The 17976-nt window shown below is 64.4% G+C and carries 18 protein-coding genes; 13 read left to right on the top strand and 5 right to left on the bottom strand.

Going from position 1 to position 17976, the window contains the following annotated elements:
- Positions 1–61: 61 nt before the first annotated feature.
- The 7 genes from bamA (at position 62) to AC2FNY_RS03030 (ending at position 6870) form a co-directional block, all read left to right on the top strand.
- A complete protein-coding gene (bamA, locus tag AC2FNY_RS03060) occupies positions 62–2425 on the top strand; it encodes an outer membrane protein assembly factor BamA (protein WP_496801587.1) in 2364 nt (787 codons plus the stop codon).
- A 34-nt stretch (positions 2426–2459) separates the two neighbouring features.
- Positions 2460–3005 (top strand): OmpH/Skp family outer membrane protein, encoded by a 546-nt coding sequence (locus tag AC2FNY_RS03055; RefSeq protein ID WP_496801586.1) that lies wholly within the window; start codon positions 2460–2462, stop codon positions 3003–3005.
- Positions 3006–3086: 81 nt separating this feature from the next.
- Positions 3087–3560, top strand: coding sequence for a 3-hydroxyacyl-ACP dehydratase FabZ (gene fabZ / locus AC2FNY_RS03050; protein WP_234136461.1), 474 nt, complete (start codon positions 3087–3089; stop codon positions 3558–3560).
- Positions 3557–4342, top strand: coding sequence for an acyl-ACP--UDP-N-acetylglucosamine O-acyltransferase (gene lpxA, locus AC2FNY_RS03045; RefSeq protein ID WP_234162426.1), 786 nt, complete (start codon positions 3557–3559; stop codon positions 4340–4342). The genes fabZ and lpxA overlap by 4 nt, the downstream gene beginning before the upstream one ends.
- Position 4343: 1 nt before the next feature.
- The gene (locus AC2FNY_RS03040) at positions 4344–5138 is read left to right on the top strand and encodes an LpxI family protein (RefSeq protein WP_496801585.1); all 795 of its coding nucleotides are present in this window, start codon (positions 4344–4346) and stop codon (positions 5136–5138) included.
- On the top strand, positions 5138–6295 hold the full coding sequence (gene lpxB, locus AC2FNY_RS03035) for a lipid-A-disaccharide synthase (protein WP_496801584.1): 1158 nt from the start codon (positions 5138–5140) through the stop codon (positions 6293–6295). The genes AC2FNY_RS03040 and lpxB overlap by 1 nt, the downstream gene beginning before the upstream one ends.
- Complete coding sequence (locus tag AC2FNY_RS03030) at positions 6292–6870, top strand: hypothetical protein (RefSeq protein WP_496801583.1); 579 nt, start codon at positions 6292–6294, stop codon at positions 6868–6870. The genes lpxB and AC2FNY_RS03030 overlap by 4 nt, the downstream gene beginning before the upstream one ends.
- Here AC2FNY_RS03030 and AC2FNY_RS03025 read toward each other — a convergent pair.
- A complete protein-coding gene (locus tag AC2FNY_RS03025) occupies positions 6834–7370 on the bottom strand; it encodes a GNAT family N-acetyltransferase (RefSeq protein WP_496801582.1) in 537 nt (178 codons plus the stop codon). The genes AC2FNY_RS03030 and AC2FNY_RS03025 overlap by 37 nt on opposite strands.
- Positions 7360–8505: a tRNA 2-thiouridine(34) synthase MnmA gene (gene mnmA, locus AC2FNY_RS03020; protein ID WP_234166354.1), complete on the bottom strand. Its 1146-nt coding sequence runs from the start codon at positions 8503–8505 to the stop codon at positions 7360–7362. The genes AC2FNY_RS03025 and mnmA overlap by 11 nt, the downstream gene beginning before the upstream one ends.
- Positions 8506–8635: 130 nt before the next feature.
- Between mnmA and sciP the strand changes: the two genes are divergently transcribed.
- From sciP to AC2FNY_RS02995, 5 genes are all read left to right on the top strand, one after another.
- Positions 8636–8914, top strand: coding sequence for a CtrA inhibitor SciP (gene sciP, locus AC2FNY_RS03015; protein ID WP_234162430.1), 279 nt, complete (start codon positions 8636–8638; stop codon positions 8912–8914).
- 98 nt (positions 8915–9012) lie between these two features.
- Positions 9013–9729: a response regulator transcription factor CtrA gene (gene ctrA, locus AC2FNY_RS03010; protein WP_011047414.1), complete on the top strand. Its 717-nt coding sequence runs from the start codon at positions 9013–9015 to the stop codon at positions 9727–9729.
- 138 nt (positions 9730–9867) lie between these two features.
- A complete protein-coding gene (gene ligA, locus AC2FNY_RS03005; protein WP_496801699.1) occupies positions 9868–12087 on the top strand; it encodes an NAD-dependent DNA ligase LigA in 2220 nt (739 codons plus the stop codon).
- Positions 12084–14174, top strand: a complete 2091-nt coding sequence (gene recG / locus AC2FNY_RS03000; RefSeq protein ID WP_496801581.1) for an ATP-dependent DNA helicase RecG — start codon at positions 12084–12086, stop codon at positions 14172–14174. Before ligA ends, recG begins: the two co-directional genes overlap by 4 nt.
- Positions 14175–14288: 114 nt before the next feature.
- Complete coding sequence (locus AC2FNY_RS02995) at positions 14289–14411, top strand: hypothetical protein (RefSeq protein WP_011047417.1); 123 nt, start codon at positions 14289–14291, stop codon at positions 14409–14411.
- A gap of 315 nt (positions 14412–14726) precedes the next feature.
- On the opposite strand, the gene AC2FNY_RS02990 is transcribed toward AC2FNY_RS02995, so the two are convergent.
- Positions 14727–15179, bottom strand: a complete 453-nt coding sequence (locus AC2FNY_RS02990; RefSeq protein ID WP_234136472.1) for an iron-sulfur cluster assembly scaffold protein — start codon at positions 15177–15179, stop codon at positions 14727–14729.
- A 67-nt stretch (positions 15180–15246) separates the two neighbouring features.
- Between AC2FNY_RS02990 and hisI the strand changes: the two genes are divergently transcribed.
- Positions 15247–15606, top strand: coding sequence for a phosphoribosyl-AMP cyclohydrolase (hisI, locus tag AC2FNY_RS02985; RefSeq protein WP_234145059.1), 360 nt, complete (start codon positions 15247–15249; stop codon positions 15604–15606).
- 3 nt (positions 15607–15609) lie between these two features.
- Here the strand turns inward: hisI and gluQRS are convergent, their stop codons facing one another.
- Together gluQRS and trmFO are read right to left on the bottom strand one after the other, a co-directional pair.
- A complete protein-coding gene (gene gluQRS, locus AC2FNY_RS02980; protein ID WP_496801580.1) occupies positions 15610–16449 on the bottom strand; it encodes a tRNA glutamyl-Q(34) synthetase GluQRS in 840 nt (279 codons plus the stop codon).
- A gap of 28 nt (positions 16450–16477) precedes the next feature.
- On the bottom strand, positions 16478–17827 hold the full coding sequence (gene trmFO, locus AC2FNY_RS02975) for a methylenetetrahydrofolate--tRNA-(uracil(54)-C(5))-methyltransferase (FADH(2)-oxidizing) TrmFO (RefSeq protein WP_496801579.1): 1350 nt from the start codon (positions 17825–17827) through the stop codon (positions 16478–16480).
- Between the last annotated feature and the right edge of the window lie 149 nt (positions 17828–17976).

Raw genomic sequence — 17976 nt, 5'->3', positions numbered from 1 at the left:
CAACCCCGGTCAATCCCGGTACTGACAGACGAAAGACTGCTGCAAACTGGGTTGAAAAAAGATGCATAACGGGACAGGCGCAGGTACATACTGCGGTACGGGCATTTCCAGCCGCCATATGTTGTTGAACTCCGTCTCCGCAATTTTTCTTGTCACAGCAATGACCTTTTCTGCCCTTCCGCAGGACGCGCAGGCGCAGGATTACCGATTTAATACCGTTCAGGTCGATGGAAACCAGCGTATCGAGACCTCGACCATCGTCGCCCGGATGGGAATCGAACGGGGCAAGACGATCTCGGCCGGGGGGCTCAACGATGCCTATCAGCGTTTGCTTGACAGTGGCGTTTTCGAGACAGTCGAGCTGATTCCGCAGGGCAATACTCTGGTGGTCAAGGTGGTTGAGCATCCGACCATCAACCGGATCAATTTCGAGGGGAACCGCCGGGTAAAGGACGAGACGCTCGAAGGCGCCATCGGCTCGCAGTCGCGCCGCGTTTTCACACCCGAGCAGGCCGAGCGCGACGCAGCCACCATCGCCGAGATCTATTCGACCCAGGGCCGCGTCGCCGCCACCGTGGTGCCGCGCATCATCCGTCGCAGCGACAACCGCGTCGATCTGGTCTTTGAGATCTCCGAAGGCGACACGATCGAGATCGAGCGCGTGAGCTTTGTGGGCAACCGCGCCTTCTCGGATCGGCGGCTGCGCCGGGTGCTTGAGACCAAGCAGGCCGGGATCCTGCGCACCTTTATCCGGTCGGACACATTCATTGCGGACCGGATCGAATTCGATAAGCAGGTGCTGCGCGATTTCTACCTGTCGCGTGGCCATGTGGATTTCCGCGTCAACAGCGCCAATGTCGAATTCACCCGTGAGCGTGACGCCTTCTTCCTGGTTATGGATGTAACCGAAGGGCAGCAGTTTTCTTTTGGCAAGATCACTACGGTCAGCGAAATTCCGGGGGTCGCGGCGCCGGCTTATCAGGAGGTGCTCAAGATCAAGCCGGGCGTGGTCTATTCACCAAGCCTGGTGGAAAACTCGATCGCCCGCATGGAGCGTTTGGGCCTCAAGAACGGGGTCGATTTCCTGCGGGTCGAACCGCGCATAACGCGAAACGACAGGGACCAAACTCTGGATATCGAATTTGCGCTGGTCAAAGGCCCGCGCATCTTTGTCGAGCGCATCGACATCGAAGGCAACACAACCACACTGGACAGGGTTATCCGCCGCCAGTTCCGCACCGTCGAGGGTGACCCGTTCAACCCGCGCGAAATCCGTGAAAGCGCCGAGCGCATCCGTGCGCTGGGCTTCTTTGCCGATGCCAACGTGGAAACCCGCGAGGGATCGACCCCGGCGCAGGTTATTGTCGATGTAGATGTCGAGGAAAAGCCGACCGGCTCGCTCAGCTTTGGCGGCAGCTACTCGGTTTCCGATGGTTTCGGCGTGGCCATCGGCCTGACCGAGGACAACTGGCTGGGCCGGGGTCAGCGATTGGGCCTGACCCTGTCGACCGCGCAAGACGCCGAGCAATATGTGCTCTCCTTCACCGAACCGCAATTGCTGGGCCGCGACCTGCGCTTTGACATCGACCTCGGCGTGGCGAACACCAATTCCAGCTTTGCCAGCTATGATACCGAGCGAGCCTTCTTTGCTCCCGGCCTGACCTTCCGCTTGGGCGAGTTGTCGACCCTGCAACTGCGCTATCGCTGGGAGGCCAGCGAGATGGTGCAGCGGACCGCGACCACGGTCAGCGGCGCGGTGATCGCAAGCGAAATCGCGCAGGGCAAGAAATCATCCAGCGCGTTGGGGCTGACCTATACCTATGACAGCCGGATCGGTGGCCTGAACCCCAATGCGGGCGTGTTGTTCGAGGTCGGCGTCGATGCGGCCGGGCTGGGCGGCGACAACGAATATATCAAGACCTCGGCCAAGGCCATCGCCCAGACCCGTGTCTGGCACGAAGAGATCACGCTGCGGGCCTCGCTCGATCTGGGCGCGTTCAGCTGGCAGGGCAGCGGGTTTAGCCGTGCGGTCGACCGTTTCGTGATCGGTCCGAACACCTTCCGCGGATTTGAGCCTGCGGGTGTCGGCCCGCGCGACCTGTCCAACGGGGTCGATGACGCGATTGGCGGCAACTATTATGCAGTGGCCCGGTTCGAGGCCGAATTCCCGCTGGGCTTGCCCGAGGAACTGGGCCTGCGTGGCGGCGTGTTCTACGACGTCGGCAATGTCTGGGATCTGAGCGATGTCAACACCGCCGGTGGCACCATTGTCGGTGCGGATGGCTCGTTCCGTCACGTGATCGGCTTCTCGCTGCTCTGGACCACCGCCTTTGGCCCGCTGCGCTTCAACTTCTCCAAGGCGCTCAAGAAAGAGACCTTTGACAAGGAACAGTCCTTCGACCTGACCATTCAGGCGCGGTTCTGATCACGGCATGCGGCCTTGGCACACAGGGCAGGCAATGCGGGGCCTCTTGGGGGCCCTGCTGCTGTTTCTGGCGCTGCCTTTGAATGCCTCCGCGCAGCAGTTGGGCCTGCCGCGCCACGAGGTGCTGACCATCTCGGGCGAGATCCTGTTCGTGAAATCCGCCTATGGCCGCCGCATCATCGACGAGATCGAGGCCGAAGGCGCGCTGCTGGCGGCCGAGAACGAGCGGATCGTGGCCGAGCTGAGCCGCGAGGAGCAGGAGCTGACCCGGCGCCGGACCGAGCTGGAGCCGCAGGCGTTCCGGGTGCTGGCCGAAGCCTTTGACGTCAAGGTGCAGGCCCATCGCGAGAACCAGACCGCAAAGCGGCAGGCGCTGGAGGCGCGCGGCGAAGAGGCCCGCGCCACATTTGTCGAACTGGCCCGGCCGATCCTTGCGGCGCTGATGCGCGACACCGGGGCCAGCGTGATCCTGGAGCGCTCGACAGTATTCCTCAGCCTCGACACCACCGATATCACCGCCATCGCGATCAGCCGCATCGACGCGGCCATCGGCGACGGCAGCGCCCTGCGTCGGGATTAGCGCCTGTTTGCGCTTGCTTGCCGATTGCGGCCAGTCTTGCTAATCCCGGATCAAGACCGACAAGAACAGGAACAGTGCAGCATGACCACCGAGACCAAGAGCGCCGATATCCAGCTGATCCAGCGGATCCTGCCGCACCGCTATCCGTTTCTGCTGGTGGACAAGGTTGTCGAGATCGACGGTTACAGTTCGGCCGTTGGAATCAAGAACGTCACCATGAACGAGCCGCATTTCCAGGGCCATTTCCCCGGCACCCCGATCATGCCCGGCGTCACCATTGTCGAGGCGATGGCCCAGACCGCCGGTGTGATGTTGGGGGTCGGCATGGATATCGTCGACAGCGAGTTGCTGATCTACTTCATGAATATCGACAACTGCAAATTCCGCCGCAAAGTGGTGCCGGGCGATGTCATGAAGATGCATGTTGAGACCCTGCGCGGCAAGATGGGCGGCAAGATCTTCAAGTTCCGTGGCACCGCCACCGTGGATGGAGAGGTGGCGGCACAGGCCGAATTCTCGGCCTATGTGGACCTGACCGGAGAGAAAAGCACATGAGCCAGATCCATCCCAGCGCCATCATCGAAGAGGGCGCGCAGATCGGCGCCGATTGCGTGATCGGTCCGTTCTGCATCGTGGGGCCAAAGGTGGTTCTGGGCGACCGGGTCGAGTTGAAGAGCCATGTGGTCGTCACCGGTGACACCACCGTGGGCGAGGACACGGTGATCTTCAGCTTTGCGGTGATCGGCGAGATCCCGCAGGACAAGAAGTTCGGCGGCGAGGAAACCAGCGTCGTGATCGGCGCCCGCAACCGCATTCGCGAACATGTGACAGTGAACGCTGGCACCGCCGGGGGTGGCGGCGTCACCCGGATCGGGGACGACTGCCTGTTGATGGCGGGCTGCCATGTGGCGCATGATTGTCAGCTGGGTAACCGGGTGATCATGGTCAACCATGCCGGCGCGGCGGGCCATTGTGTCGTCGAGGACGACGTGATTATCGGTGGTATCTCGGGCCTGCATCAATGGGTCCGGGTCGGGCGCGGCGCTATCATCGGCGCGCTGACCATGGTGGCCAATGACGTGATCCCCTATGGCCTGGTGCAGGCGCCGCGTGGTGAACTGGACGGTCTGAACCTGATCGGGCTGAAACGGCGCGGCGTGGCGCGGGCCGATATCACCCAGCTGCGCGCCGCCTTTCAGATGCTGGCCCAGGGCGAGGGTACCTTTCAGGACCGCGCCCGCCGCATGGGCGAGGAGTTCGACAGCGCCTATGTGCGCGAGATTGCCGAGTTCATCCTGGGCCAGACCGACCGTTCCTTCCTGACGCCGGGCAAGTGACATGCTGGCGTTGATCGCAGGGACCGGGGCGCTGCCCGAGGAACTGGTTGCCCGCCTGTCCGAGCCGCCGCTGATCTGCGCGATGGAGGGCTTTGTACCGGAACGGCTCGCGGTCGATATCCCGTTCCCGATCGAGCATCTGGGCTCGCTGGTGGAGCAACTCAAGGCACGCGGTGTGACCGAGATCTGCCTTGCGGGCGCGGTGGGGCGGCCTGCGGTCGATCCGTCCCGGATCGACGCGGCCACGCTGCCGCTGGTGCCGGTGATCCAGCAGGCGCTGACCTCGGGCGACGATGGCGCGCTGAGGGCGGTGATGGGGATATTCGAAAGCGCCGGGTTGGCGGTGCGCGCAGCCCATGAAATCGCTCCCGATCTGCTGATGCCCCCCGGCTGCCCGACCAAGGCGCAGCCTGAACCTGCGGATTTGGCGGATGCCAAGCGCGGCGCCGAGATCGTGGCCGCCATGTCGGCCGCCGATATCGGTCAGGCCTGTGTGGTCCATCGCGGACAGGCTCTGGCGGTCGAAGGCGTGTTTGGCACCAATTGGATGCTGGGAACCCTTGGCCAGCGTCCCGATGCGGGCGGTGGCGTCCTCTACAAGGCACCGAAACCCGATCAGGACCGGCGCGCCGACCTGCCCACCATCGGCCCCGATACCGTTACCGCCGCCGTGGTGGCGGGTCTCTCGGGGCTGGTGATCGCGGCGGGCGGCGTCATCGTGCTGGAACGTGATCGGGTGATCGCGGAATGTGACCGGCTGGGCCTTTTCCTGTTTGTTGCGGGACCGGACGCCTGATGCGCGTCTTCATCCTTGCGGGTGAACCTTCGGGCGACCGTCTGGGCGGGGCGCTGATGGCGGGCCTGCGTCAGCTCTGTCCCGATGTGCAGTTTGCCGGGGTCGGTGGGCCCGCGATGGAGGCGGAGGGGCTGACCAGCCGCTTTCCCATGGCCGAGCTTTCGATCATGGGACTTGTCGAGGTACTGCCGAAGTATTTCCATCTCAAACGCCGCATCGCCGAGACCGCAAAAGCGGCGCTGGAGATGCGTCCCGATGTGATGATCACCATCGACAGCCCCGATTTCAGCCTGCGGGTTGCACGGCTGGTCAAAGAGGCCAGCGACATCCGCACCGTGCATTACGTGGCGCCCAGCGTCTGGGCCTGGCGGCCCGGACGCGCCGACAAGATGGCCAAGGTGATCGACCACGTGCTGGCGCTGTTGCCGTTTGAGCCGCCCTATATGGAGCGCGCCGGAATGGAATGCGATTTCGTAGGTCACCCGGTGGTGGGAGAGCCCGAGGCGAGCGGCGCCGAGATCGCGGCGCTGCGCGAGGAACTGGGGCTTGACGACGCGCCGTTGCTCCTGGCGCTGCCCGGATCGCGGCGGGGCGAGGTGGAGCGTCTGGCGCCCGTCTTTGGCGCGGCACTCAAGAGGTTTTTGCCGGAGCATCCCGATATGCGGGTGGTGGTGCCGGTGGTGCCGCATGTGGCCGATCAGGTGGCGCAGCATGTGGCGGATTGGCCGGGTGCGCCGGAGCTGGTCGATCCGCGCGGGCTGGCGCCTGCACAGGCCGCTGTGCGCAAGCGCGCGGCCTTTGCCGCCGCCGATCTGGCGCTGGCGGCCTCGGGCACGGTGTCGCTGGAACTGGCGGCGGCGGGCACGCCCATGGTGATCGCCTACAAGGTGAACTGGCTGACCCAGAAGATCGCCGAGCGGATGGTGACCATCGACACGGTGACGCTGGTCAATCTGGTCAGCGAAACGCGGGTGGTGCCGGAATGTCTGGGCCCCACCTGTACACCCGATAACATCGCCGCGCGGTTGGCAGAAGTGCATGCCAACCCCTCGGCGCAGGATGCGGCGATGCGCCTGACGATGGAGCGTCTGGGCCGAGGCGGCGCTCTGCCCGGCCTGCGGGCGGCGCAGGCGGTGCTGGACCGGTTGCCGGGGTGAGCGCGCCTTTGGGCTTTGCCGCCTCGGCGGCACTGGCGCAGACCCTGACCAATCTGGACAATCTGGCGCTGCTGCTGGCGCTTGTGGTGGCCACGGGGCCGCGCACCGCTGTGGGCGGCTATCTGCTGGCACAGGCCGTGGTTCTGAGCGCGGCGCTTGCCGCGGCGCTGGGGTTGGGTGGTCTGCCACTCGATTGGGTCGGCTATCTGGGGCTGGTGCCGTTGGCACTGGGCCTGCACGGCATCGCCGCACAATGGCGCGGACAGGAAAAGGTGGAACAGCAGGTTCTGGAGCAGCGCAGCCTTGTGGCCACCGCGGTCCTGTTTCTGAGCTTGTCGCTCGACAGTTTCTCGGTGCTGGCGCCGCTCTTGGCCGACTCGGCCCCGGCCTTTCGCCGGGCCGGGCTGACGGGAGCCGCGTTCGCGGTGCTGGTTCTGGGCATGGGCGGCTTTGCGGCTGGTGGCCTGCGCCGGGGTCTGGGCCACTGGGCCGCCCGGCTGGAGGTTCTGGCGCCCTGGGTCATGCTGGGCGCGGGCCTCTATGTCCTGTCCAACACCGGCACCGATCTGGTCTGATCCGGGCGGGAAAGCCTGAGATAGACGCTGTCGGCCCACTCTCCGCCGATCCGGATCGTGCGGCTGGCGCGGTGGGTTTCGACAAATCCAAGGTGGTGCAACAACCCCAGCGAGGCCGCGTTGCGCGGGTCGACATCGGCCCGGATATGGTCGAGGGGCATGGTGTCGAAGAGATGCGGTATCAGCGCGCTCAAGGCCTCGCGCATCAGCCCCTGGCCCCAGCGGTCGCGTCGCAAAAAGAAACCAAGCTCGGGCACGGCCCACAGCCCCGCCTTGCCTATTGCCTCGTCGCCCTGAAGCAGCACGTATTCGCGGCATCTTTCCGGCGGTTCCGCCAGCGTCCCGGCGACCCAGCGTTTGGTCTGTGCCAGATCGGTGTGGAGATCGCCAAAGAACCGCATCGCCTGCGGGTCGGAGAAAAAGGCATGCAGGGCAGGGGCATGCTCTGCCCGAATCGGGCAGAGGGTCAGGCGCGGGGTCTGAAGCGTCTCAATACCCACGCCAGATCCAGCCGCCGCCAAAGATGCGGCTGCCGTCGCTTTCGTAGAACACGCAGGCCTGTCCGGGCGACACACCTTCCTCGGGCGTCAGCAGGTCCACCTCGGCCTCGGTCTCGCTGATCGGGCGCACGATCGCTTCGCGCGGCGGGCGGGTCGAGCGGACCTTGACCGACAGGTGCCATTCGGGGCGCGATGTGAAAGGTTCATCACCCAGCCAGTTGATCTCGCGCACCGGGATGGTGCGGGTGGCCAGCATCTCCTTGGGTCCGACGACAACCTGTTTCTTGTCCACGTCCAGGCGCACCACATAAAGCGGATCGCTGAGGCCACCGATACCCAGACCGCGGCGCTGGCCGATCGTGTAGTGGATGACGCCCTCGTGGCTGCCCAGCACGCGGCCATCGGCATGCACGATCTCACCCGGTTCGGCGGCACCGGGGCGCAGTTTCTCGATCACGCTGGCATAGTTGCCGTTGGGCACGAAACAGATGTCCTGGCTGTCGGGCTTGTCGGCCACGGCCAGACCGTACTGGGCCGCCATTTCGCGGGTTGCGTCCTTTGACGGCAGGTGGCCCAGCGGAAAGCGCAGATAGTCGAGCTGTTCCGGCGTGGTCGAGAACAGGAAATAGGACTGGTCGCGGTTGGCATCCTCGGCACAATGCAGCTCGGGCCCGTTCGGCCCCATCTTGCGCTGGATGTAATGGCCGGTGGCCATGCAGTCGGCCTCGAGATCGCGGGCGGTTTCCAGCAGGTCCTTGAACTTCACCCGTTCATTGCAGCGGATGCACGGGACCGGTGTGGCCCCGGCCAGATAGCTGTCGGCAAACTCGTCGATTACCGCATCCTTGAAGATGTTCTCGTAATCCAGCACGTAATGGGGAAAACCGCGCTCTTCGGCGACGCGGCGGGCATCGTGGATGTCGATCCCGGCGCAACAGGCGCCCTTCTTGGCCAGGGCGGCGCCGTGATCGTAAAGCTGCAAGGTGACGCCCACCACGTCATAACCCTGGTCGGCCAGATAGGCGGCCACGACCGAACTGTCGACGCCACCCGACATGGCAACCACCACCCGCGTTTCAGAGGGCGGTTTGGCAAAGCCAAGCGAGTTCAGCGGCGTTTCGGTGTCCAGCGCCATCGGGGCAGCTCCTGACGATTAAGGAAGACCGGCAGAATATAGGAAAATCCGAACTACTCTCAAGGGGCGGTTTCACCCGGCATTAAGTAGGCTGTCGCCAATGTTGCCCTGACACAAGAAGGGATAGGTGATGTTCTTGCGAAAGGTTGAAGGCCCCCGATCTGTCACGTTGCCGGATGGCTCTATCATGACGCGCGCGGATTTGCCCCCGGCAAATACGCGCCGCTGGGTCGCATCGCGCAAGATCGCGGTGGTGCGGGGCGTGATCTATGGGCTGATCACGCTGACAGAGGCCAAACAGATCTATGGCCTGAGCGATGAGGAATTCAACAGCTGGGTTTCGGCCCTTGCCGAACACGGGAAAGATGCATTGAAGGTGACTGCGCTAAAAAAGTATCGACAACTGTAGGTTGAGATTGCATGATGTGAATATCGGTAACGGCAGATTAACCTTTATTCGTCACGGTTAATTCCAGTACGGAATAGCGTTTAAGGCGGAGAACTGAGATGCGCATACTTTTAGTCGAGGATGATCCGACGACGTCGAAAAGCATCGAGCTGATGCTGACCCATGCCAATCTGAACGTCTATGCGACCGATCTCGGCGAAGAAGGCATCGACCTGGCGAAGCTTTACGACTACGACCTGATCCTGCTCGACATCAATCTGCCCGACATGAACGGGCATGAGGTACTGCGCCAACTGCGCATGTCGCGGATCGAAACCCCCATCCTGATCCTGTCCGGCGTCGACGATACAGAGAGCAAGATCAAGGGCTTCGGCTTTGGCGCCGACGACTACCTGACCAAACCCTTCCATCGCGAGGAACTGGTCGCGCGCATTCACGCGATCATCCGCCGCTCCAAGGGTCATTCGCAGTCGGTGATCCGCACCGGCAAGATCTCCGTCAATCTTGATGCCAAGACGGTCGAGGTCGAGGGCCAGCCGGTGCATCTGACCGGCAAGGAATATCAGATGCTCGAACTGCTGTCGCTGCGCAAGGGCACGACCCTGACCAAGGAGATGTTCCTGAACCATCTCTATGGCGGCATGGACGAACCCGAATTGAAGATTATCGACGTGTTCATTTGCAAGCTTCGCAAGAAGTTGAGCAATGCAACCGGAGGAGAGAATTACATCGAAACGGTCTGGGGGCGGGGCTATGTGCTGCGCGATCCTCAGGCCGACGGGTTGCCCGATCCCCGGATCGCGGTCAACGCCTGAACAGCCAGTCGCGAGTCCAGCGCGGCACCACCACTCACGCAGACTGATCTGGACCTGACCATGGCCTCGCCCTATCACTGGTCGCAAAGACCAGACAGACCGGGCGGGGCCATGACAGTTTCAGAACCCATCGAAAAAATGACCGAGGCTGAAGCCGCGCAGGAACTGGAACGGCTGGCCGGTTTGCTGGCGCAGGCCAATCTGGCGTATCATACTCAGGACGCGCCCGAGATTTCCGATGCGGAATATGACGCGCTGAAACAGCGCAATGCCAAGATCGAGGCGCGATTCCCCCATCTCAAACGCGCCGACAGCCCCAGCGAGCAAGTGGGCGCCCGTCCGGGCGAGGGCTTCTCCAAGGTCACCCATGCGGTGCGGATGATGTCGCTGGGCAATGCCTTCGACGATGAGGATGTCACCGATTTTGATCGCTCGATCCGCAAATATCTGGGCCTCGATACCGATGCGCCACTGGCCTATACCGCCGAGCCCAAGATCGACGGTTTGTCCCTGTCGCTGCGCTATGAGCAGGGCGTGCTGGTGCAGGCGGCGACCCGAGGCGATGGCGAGGTGGGCGAGAATGTCACCGCCAATGCCCGCACCATCGCCGATATCCCGGCCCGGATCGAGGGCGCGCCCGAGGTGCTGGAGGTGCGCGGCGAGGTCTATATGAGCCATGCGGATTTCGCTGCCCTCAACACACGGCAAGAGGCCGAGGGCGGCAAGCTCTTTGCCAATCCCCGCAATGCCGCCGCCGGGTCGCTGCGCCAACTCGACGCCGCGATCACCCGGGCGCGGCCTTTGCGTTTCTTCGCCTATTCCTGGGGCGAACTCTCGGAACCGTTGGCAGAAACGCAGATGCAGGCCATCGAGCGGCTGGCCAGCCTTGGTTTTCAGACCAATCCGCTGACCCGCCGTTGCGACGATCTGGGCGCCATGATCGCGCATTATCGCGATATCGAGGCACAGCGTGCGACGCTGGGTTATGACATCGACGGTGTGGTCTACAAGCTGGACGATCTGGGGCTGCAGGCGCGGCTCGGCTTCCGCTCGACCACGCCACGCTGGGCGATTGCGCATAAATTTCCCGCCGAACTGGCCTGGACCCGGCTTGAGGCGATCGACATTCAGGTGGGCCGCACCGGTGCGCTCAGCCCGGTGGCGCGACTCACCCCGGTCACCGTGGGTGGTGTGGTGGTGTCGAACGCCACCCTGCATAACGAGGATTACATCGCCGGGCGCGACAGCCGGGGGCAGGAGATTCGCGACGGCAAGGATATTCGCGTCGGCGACTGGGTGCAGGTCTATCGCGCCGGTGACGTGATCCCGAAAATCGCCGATGTCGATCTGAGCAAGCGGCCGGAGGATGCGCTGCCCTTTGATTTCCCGACGCAATGTCCCGAATGCGGCAGCCCCGCCATTCGCGAGGAAGGCGATGCCGTGCGCCGCTGTACCGGGGGCGTGATCTGCCCGGCGCAGGCGGTGGAAAAGCTCAAGCATTTCGTCAGCCGCGCCGCCTTTGACATCGAAGGGCTGGGCGCCAAGCAGGTAGAGCAGTTTCACGCCGATGGCTGGATCCGTGAGCCCGCCGATATCTTCGAACTGCGCAGCCGCTATGGCGAGGGGCTGCAACAGCTGAAGAACCGCGAGGGCTGGGGTGAGAAATCGGCAACCAACCTGTTTCAGGCCATCGACGACAAGCGCCGCATTCCGCTGGCCCGTCTGATCTTTGCCCTCGGTATCCGCCATGTGGGCGAGGTGGGCGCCAAGGATCTGGCGCTGCATTACCGCGATTGGGCGGCGATGGCCGCCGCCCTTGATACCGCGCGGCCCGCCGCGCTGGCCCATCGCGCCGCCGATACCGCCGAGGTGCAGGAGCGCCAGCAGGCACAGGCCGAGGGGCGCCGCGCCCGCATCAGCGACACCCGCGCCGCCGTGATTTCTGCGCAAGAGGTGCCGCCAGAGGCCGCTGCCGCATGGGCCGACCTGATCGGGGTCGACGGGATCGGCGCCACGCTGGGCCTTTCGCTGTCGGATGCCTTTGCCAATACAGACGAACGCGCCGCCTTTGACCGGCTGACCGCGCATCTGACCGTGATCCCCCCCGATGCGCCCGCGCGCGACAGCCCGGTCGCGGGCAAGACTGTGGTCTTTACCGGCTCGCTGGAAAAGATGACCAGGGCCGAGGCCAAGGCGCGGGCCGAGGCGCTGGGGGCAAAGGTGGCCGGCTCGGTCAGCAAGAAGACCGATCTGCTGGTGGCCGGGCCCGGCGCGGGCTCCAAGCTCAAGACCGCCCAGAGCCTGGGGATCGAAACCTTGGACGAAGACGGCTGGCTGACGTTGATCGAGGGGCTATGAGCGGGCGGCCGGAACAGCTTTTCCCGCTGTTCGCGGGTCTGGAGACGCTCGAAGGGGTGGGGCCCAAGACGGCGCAGCTGTTTGCACATCTGGATGTGGAAACTCCGCGTGACCTGTTGTTTTCGCTGCCTTATTCCGTCGTCGACCGGCGCCGGCGCGACACGATCCGGGGTGCCGATCTACCCGCGACGCTGACGGTCGAGGTGACGGTTGGCGCCCATCGTCCGGCCCGCGGGCGCGCCGGCGCCTATCGTATCTTTGTCGAGGATTCGCAGACCGATTTCCAGCTGGTCTTCTTTCACGCCCGCGGCGATTACCTGAAAAAGGTGCTGCCCGAAGGGTCGCGCCGCCTGGTCTCGGGCAAGGTCGAGCTGTTCGATGGCATGGCCAACATGGTCCATCCCGACCACATCCTGCCAGTGGCCGAGGCGGGCGATATCCCTGAATTCGAACCGGTCTATCCGCTGACCCAGGGGATCAGCCAGAAAACCGCCTATAAGGCGGCGCGTTCGGCACTGGCGCGGCTGCCCGATCTGGGCGAATGGATCGACCCGGCCCTGCGCGCGCGCGAGGGTTGGTCGGGTTGGGCCGAGGCCATACGCGCGGCCCATGAACCGCAGGGGCTGGACGATGTGGCGGCGACCTCTCCGGCGCGGATGCGGCTGGCTTATGATGAACTCTTTGCCCATCAGATGACCCTTGCGCTGGCGCGGCGGCGCGAGCGCAAGGCGCGCGGTATCTCCAGCGTGGCGACCGGCGCGCTGCAATCGCGGGTGTTGGCCAGCCTGCCGTATCGCCCCACCAACGCCCAGGCTCGCGCGATCGAGGAGATTGCCGCCGACATGGCCGCGCCCGCGCGGATGAACCGGCTGTTGCAGGGCGATGTGGGGGCGGGCAAGACGCTGGTGGCCTTCATGGCGCTGCTGGTCGCGGTCGAGGCAGGCGGGCAGGGGGTGATGATGGCGCCCACCGAGATCCTGGCGCGCCAGCACCTCGAAGGGTTGCGCCCGCTGGCCGAAGAGGCGGGCGTGGTGCTTGAACTGCTCACTGGTCGCGACAAGGGGGCCGAGCGGCGCGCCAAGCTGGCGGCGCTGAAAAACGGCGATATCTCGATCCTGGTCGGAACCCATGCGGTGTTTCAGGCGGATGTGGAATTTGCCGATCTGCGGTTGGCCATCGTCGATGAACAGCACCGGTTCGGGGTGCGCCAGCGGATGGAACTGGCGGAAAAGGGGATGGGCGCCGACGTGCTGGTGATGACCGCCACGCCGATCCCGCGCAGCCTGGCGCTGGCGCAATATGGCGACATGGATGTCTCGGTGCTGGACGAGAAACCGCCCGGCCGCAAACCGATCCGCACAGCCGTGATCAGCACCGAGCGGATGGACGAGGTGATTGACCACCTGCGCCGCGCCATCGCCGAGGGGCGGCAATGTTACTGGGTCTGCCCGCTGGTGGACGAATCCGAGGTCAGCGATCTGACCGCCGCCGAGGACCGGTTCAAACGCCTGCGCGCCGTTCTGGGCGAGGGCGTGGTCGGGCTGGTCCATGGCCAGATGCCGCCCGCCGAAAAAGACGCCGCCATGGCCGCGTTCCAGGCGGGCGAGACCCAGGTTCTGGTCGCCACAACGGTGATCGAGGTGGGGGTGAACGTGCCCAATGCCACCATCATGGTGATCGAACGGGCCGAGATATTCGGCCTTGCCCAGCTGCACCAGCTGCGCGGCCGGGTGGGGCGGGGCGAGGCGGCCTCGACCTGCCTGCTGATGTACCAGCCGCCTCTGACCGAGGGCGGGCGCCGCCGGCTTGAGGTGCTGCGCGAGACCGAGGATGGGTTCCGCATCGCCGAGACCGATCTGGACATGCGCGGTGCCGGCGACCTGATCGGCACCGCGCAATCGGGCCTGCCGAAGTTTCGCATCGCCGACCTGGAGCGGCACACCGCGCTGATGGCGACGGCGCAGACAGATGCCCGCGCGCTTTTGGCCCAGGACCCCGAGCTGAGCAGCGAGCGCGGTCGCGCCGCCCGCCTCCTGCTGTGGCTGATGAAGCAGGATCAGGCGATCCGTTTGATTTCAGTGGGTTGAGCCCGCCTCCCCCTAAAAGTTCACAAATGTTCTCAAAAAGTTCTTTACCGACTCGGTGAGATATGAGAACAAAAGGTCAACAAAGGATTAACCGACACCCGGAGGAGAGAGCCGATGCTGACCCAGATCAAGACCGTCCTGAGCCGCTCGCAGCATACCCTGTTGCAGGATGCCGCCGGGGCCGCCTCGTTGGTGGTGATGCTGGTTGCGGCTCTGCTGCTGCCCGGCACGTTCTGACCGTTTCTGCCTGCGATCTCGTACCCGGTTTCCGCGCGCATCCTGTCCCATTCGATGCAAGGGTGACCTGCCTATCCCAAGACCCTTCCTGGGCCACGCCTCGGCCCATGGCGTCGCGGACCGGACCCCATACGAGACCCGCACAACCTGCCGCCGCCCTCCTGCCCGGGAGGAGCGGCGGTTTTTTTGCGAGGCTCCGCCTGGCGCTCCGGAGTATTTGGAACCAGAAAGAAGCAGCACCGCCCAAGTCTTCATTCCGCGGAAATACTCCGGGGGAGTCGCCTGTGGCGACGGGGGCAGCGCCCCCTGATCCGGTCAGGCGCAGTTGGCGCGTTCGGCCTGCTCCAGCGCCTCGGCGGTGGCCTCCAGCGTCAGCAGGATCGAGGCGTGGCGGTTCTTGTAATCGCGCGCGGGGATCAGCACTTCGAGCCCGTCAAAAGGGGCGTCGGGCACCGGCCCGTCCTGTTTCAACATCGCCTTGAGCTGGTCGCGCGCGGCCTCGATCTGGGCGCGAGTGGTGCCGATCACGGCGGCGCCCACCACGGCGGCGGCGGCCTGACCCAGCGCACAGGCTTTCACGTCCTGGCCGAACTGGTCGATACGCCCGTCGCGCAGCTTCACATCCACCGTCACGGTGGACCCGCAAAGCGGCGAGCGTTTCTTGACGGTGGCGTCGGGGCTGTCCAGCCGCTCAAGATGCGGGATATCCGCCGCCAATGCCAGGATACGGCCGGAATAAAGCTTGATCAGATCGGTCTCGCCGGACATGGCTTTCCCTCGTTGGCTGTTCCCCATACATAGTGGGCGAAAATCCGGATGCAAAAGGTTTTTGGCCATGTCCTTCGACCCTTCGACACTAAAGTATGACGCTGCTGGGCTGATTCCGGCCATCGCGCAGGATGCCGCCACGGGTGAGGTTCTGATGATGGCGTGGATGAATGCCCAGGCCGTGGCGCGCACGCTGGAAAGCGGGCGGGTGACCTATTGGTCGCGCTCGCGGCAAAGCTTCTGGGTCAAGGGCGAAAGCTCGGGCCATGTGCAGGAACTGGTGGATTTCCGCGTCGATTGCGATCGCGATTGCGTGCTGGTCACGGTGCGCCAGACCGGCCCGGCCTGTCACACCAACCGGCGCAGCTGTTTCTATACCGCTGTTCGTGAGGGCGAAGAGGTCGAACTGATGACGCCGATGGTCTGAGGCTCAGAGCCCGACCATGGTGCGGATCTCGGCGGGGCTGGCGCCCTCGGCCCGGTATTTCGCGATGGCGCGGGCATCGTCGCGCTTGGCCAGCCGTTTGCCGTTGTCGTCGCGGATCAGGCGATGGTGGTGGTAGATCGGGATCGGCAGGTCGAGAAGCGCCAGCAGGATTACCTGAATCGCGGTGAAGTCGAACAGGTCCTCGCCCCGGATCACATGGGTGATGCCTTGCGCCACATCATCCAGCGCCGAGGCGAGGAAATAGGCGACAATATCCTCGCCCTTGCGGGACAGGACGACATCGCCGATCCGGGCCATGGCCTGTTTGGGATCGATCCGATGGGTCCCGGCATGTCGGGGGCCGGTTTCGGTGAATTGTGGATAGGCGCCGTCAAACAATGCCAGCGCCCGGTCCAGATGCAGGCGCAGCGCGTCGCCGTCCTGTCGGCTTGCCATCGGGCGGTGTTTGCAGAGGCCGGGATAAACCTCATGCGTGACGCCCTCTTGCGGGGCGGCCAGCGCGGCCTGTATCTGGCTGCGGCTGCACGAGCAGGGATAGAGCAGGCCCAGATCGGCAAGCGCGCGCAGGGCAAAATCGTATGAGGAAAGCTGCTCCGACTGGCGCAGGACGGGTCCGTCCCAGGTGAGGCCCAGCCAGGTCAGGTCGTCAATGATCTGCGCATCCCATTCCGGTTTGCTGCGTTGCAGGTCGGTATCCTCCATCCGCAACAAGAACCGGCCACCAGCGGCGCGCGCCATGTCATGGGCCAGGATTGCCGAATAGCCATGACCCAGATGCAGCGGGCCGGTGGGGGATGGTGCAAAGCGGGTGGTAAAAGTCATGTCTTTTCAATTCGAAAGCGCATGATGTTTACTTATTCTCAGCCTCGGTTAGCCAAGCGGACCAGGCCTCCTTGGCGCGGTCGGTATAGGCTTTGTAGCGGTCTTTGCGGCCCCTGCGGCCGCCTTTCAGCCCGTCGACCGGGCGGAACAGGCCGAAATTGACGTTCATCGGCTGAAAAGTCTTCGCTTCGGCACCGCCGGTGATGTGGTGGATCAGCGCGCCCATGGCGCTGTCTTGCGGCACCTCGGGCAGGTTGCGGCCCTGGATCTCGGCCGCGGCCAGCCGCCCGGCCAAAAGGCCCATGGCCGCACTTTCCACATAGCCCTCGACCCCGGTGATCTGCCCGGCAAAGCGGATATTGGGGCGTGATTTCAGCCGCATCTGCGCATCCAGAAGGGTCGGCGAATTCAGGAAGGTGTTGCGATGGATGCCGCCCAGACGCGCAAAGCTGGCTTCTTCGAGGCCGGGAATTGTCTTGAAAACAGCGGTTTGGGCGCCGTATTTCATCTTGGTCTGAAAGCCCACGATATTATAGAGCGTACCCAGCGCATTGTCGCGGCGCAGCTGCACCACCGCATAGGCTTTGACGTCGGGCTGGTGCGGATTGGTCAGGCCAACCGGCTTCATCGGGCCGTGGCGCAGGGTTTCGCGGCCTCGTTCGGCCATGACCTCGATCGGCAGGCAGCCGTCGAAATAGGTCGCGGTCTCGCCCTCGTGAAACTCGGTCTTGTCGGCGGCCAGCAACGCGTCGATGAAGGCCTCGTACTGGTCGCGGTCCATCGGGCAGTTCAGATAGGCGGTACGCTCTTCCTCGGTCTCGCCCTTGTCATAGCGCGACTGCATCCAGGCGCGCGACATGTCGATTGTCTCGGCATAGACGATGGGCGCGATGGCGTCGAAAAAGGCCAGCGCCTCGGCTCCGGTCTCGGCCTGGATGGCGGCGCCAAGCGCGGGCGAGGTCAGCGGGCCGGTGGCAAAGATCCAATGCCCGTCACGGGGCAGTTCGGTCACTTCCTCGGCGGTGACCGAGACGCGGGGATGGGCGTGCAGCCGGGCGGTCACGGTCTCTGCAAACGGGTCGCGATCCACCGCCAGCGCACCCCCGGCGGGCAGGCGGTGGGCATCGGCGGCGGACATGATCAGCCCACCGGCCGCGCGCATCTCCCAGTGCAGCAGGCCCACGGCGTTCTGTTCGTCATCGTCCGAGCGGAACGAGTTCGAACAGACCATCTCGGCCAGGTTGCCGGTCTGATGCGCGAAGGTGCCGACGGTGGGGCGCATCTCGTGGATCACCACGTCGATACCCTGTTCTGCCGCCTGCCAGGCGGCCTCGGATCCGGCCATGCCGCCGCCCACGATATGCAATCTGTCTGTCATGATCTGCCACATAGGGCAGGGCGCGGCATGGTGCAATGATCGAGTGTGGCCCGCTTTCGCCTGTCCAAGGCGCTGTCAACGGAAAAATACGTCACACGCTTGGCCAGCGCAGCAATTGTGGCGGATCAGAGAGGGGAGATTTTTGGGGT

Source organism: Ruegeria sp. BHSC223 (assembly GCF_059613025.1).
Note: the sequence above shows the minus strand (reverse complement) of the source record. Positions and strands in the feature narration are given on the sequence as shown.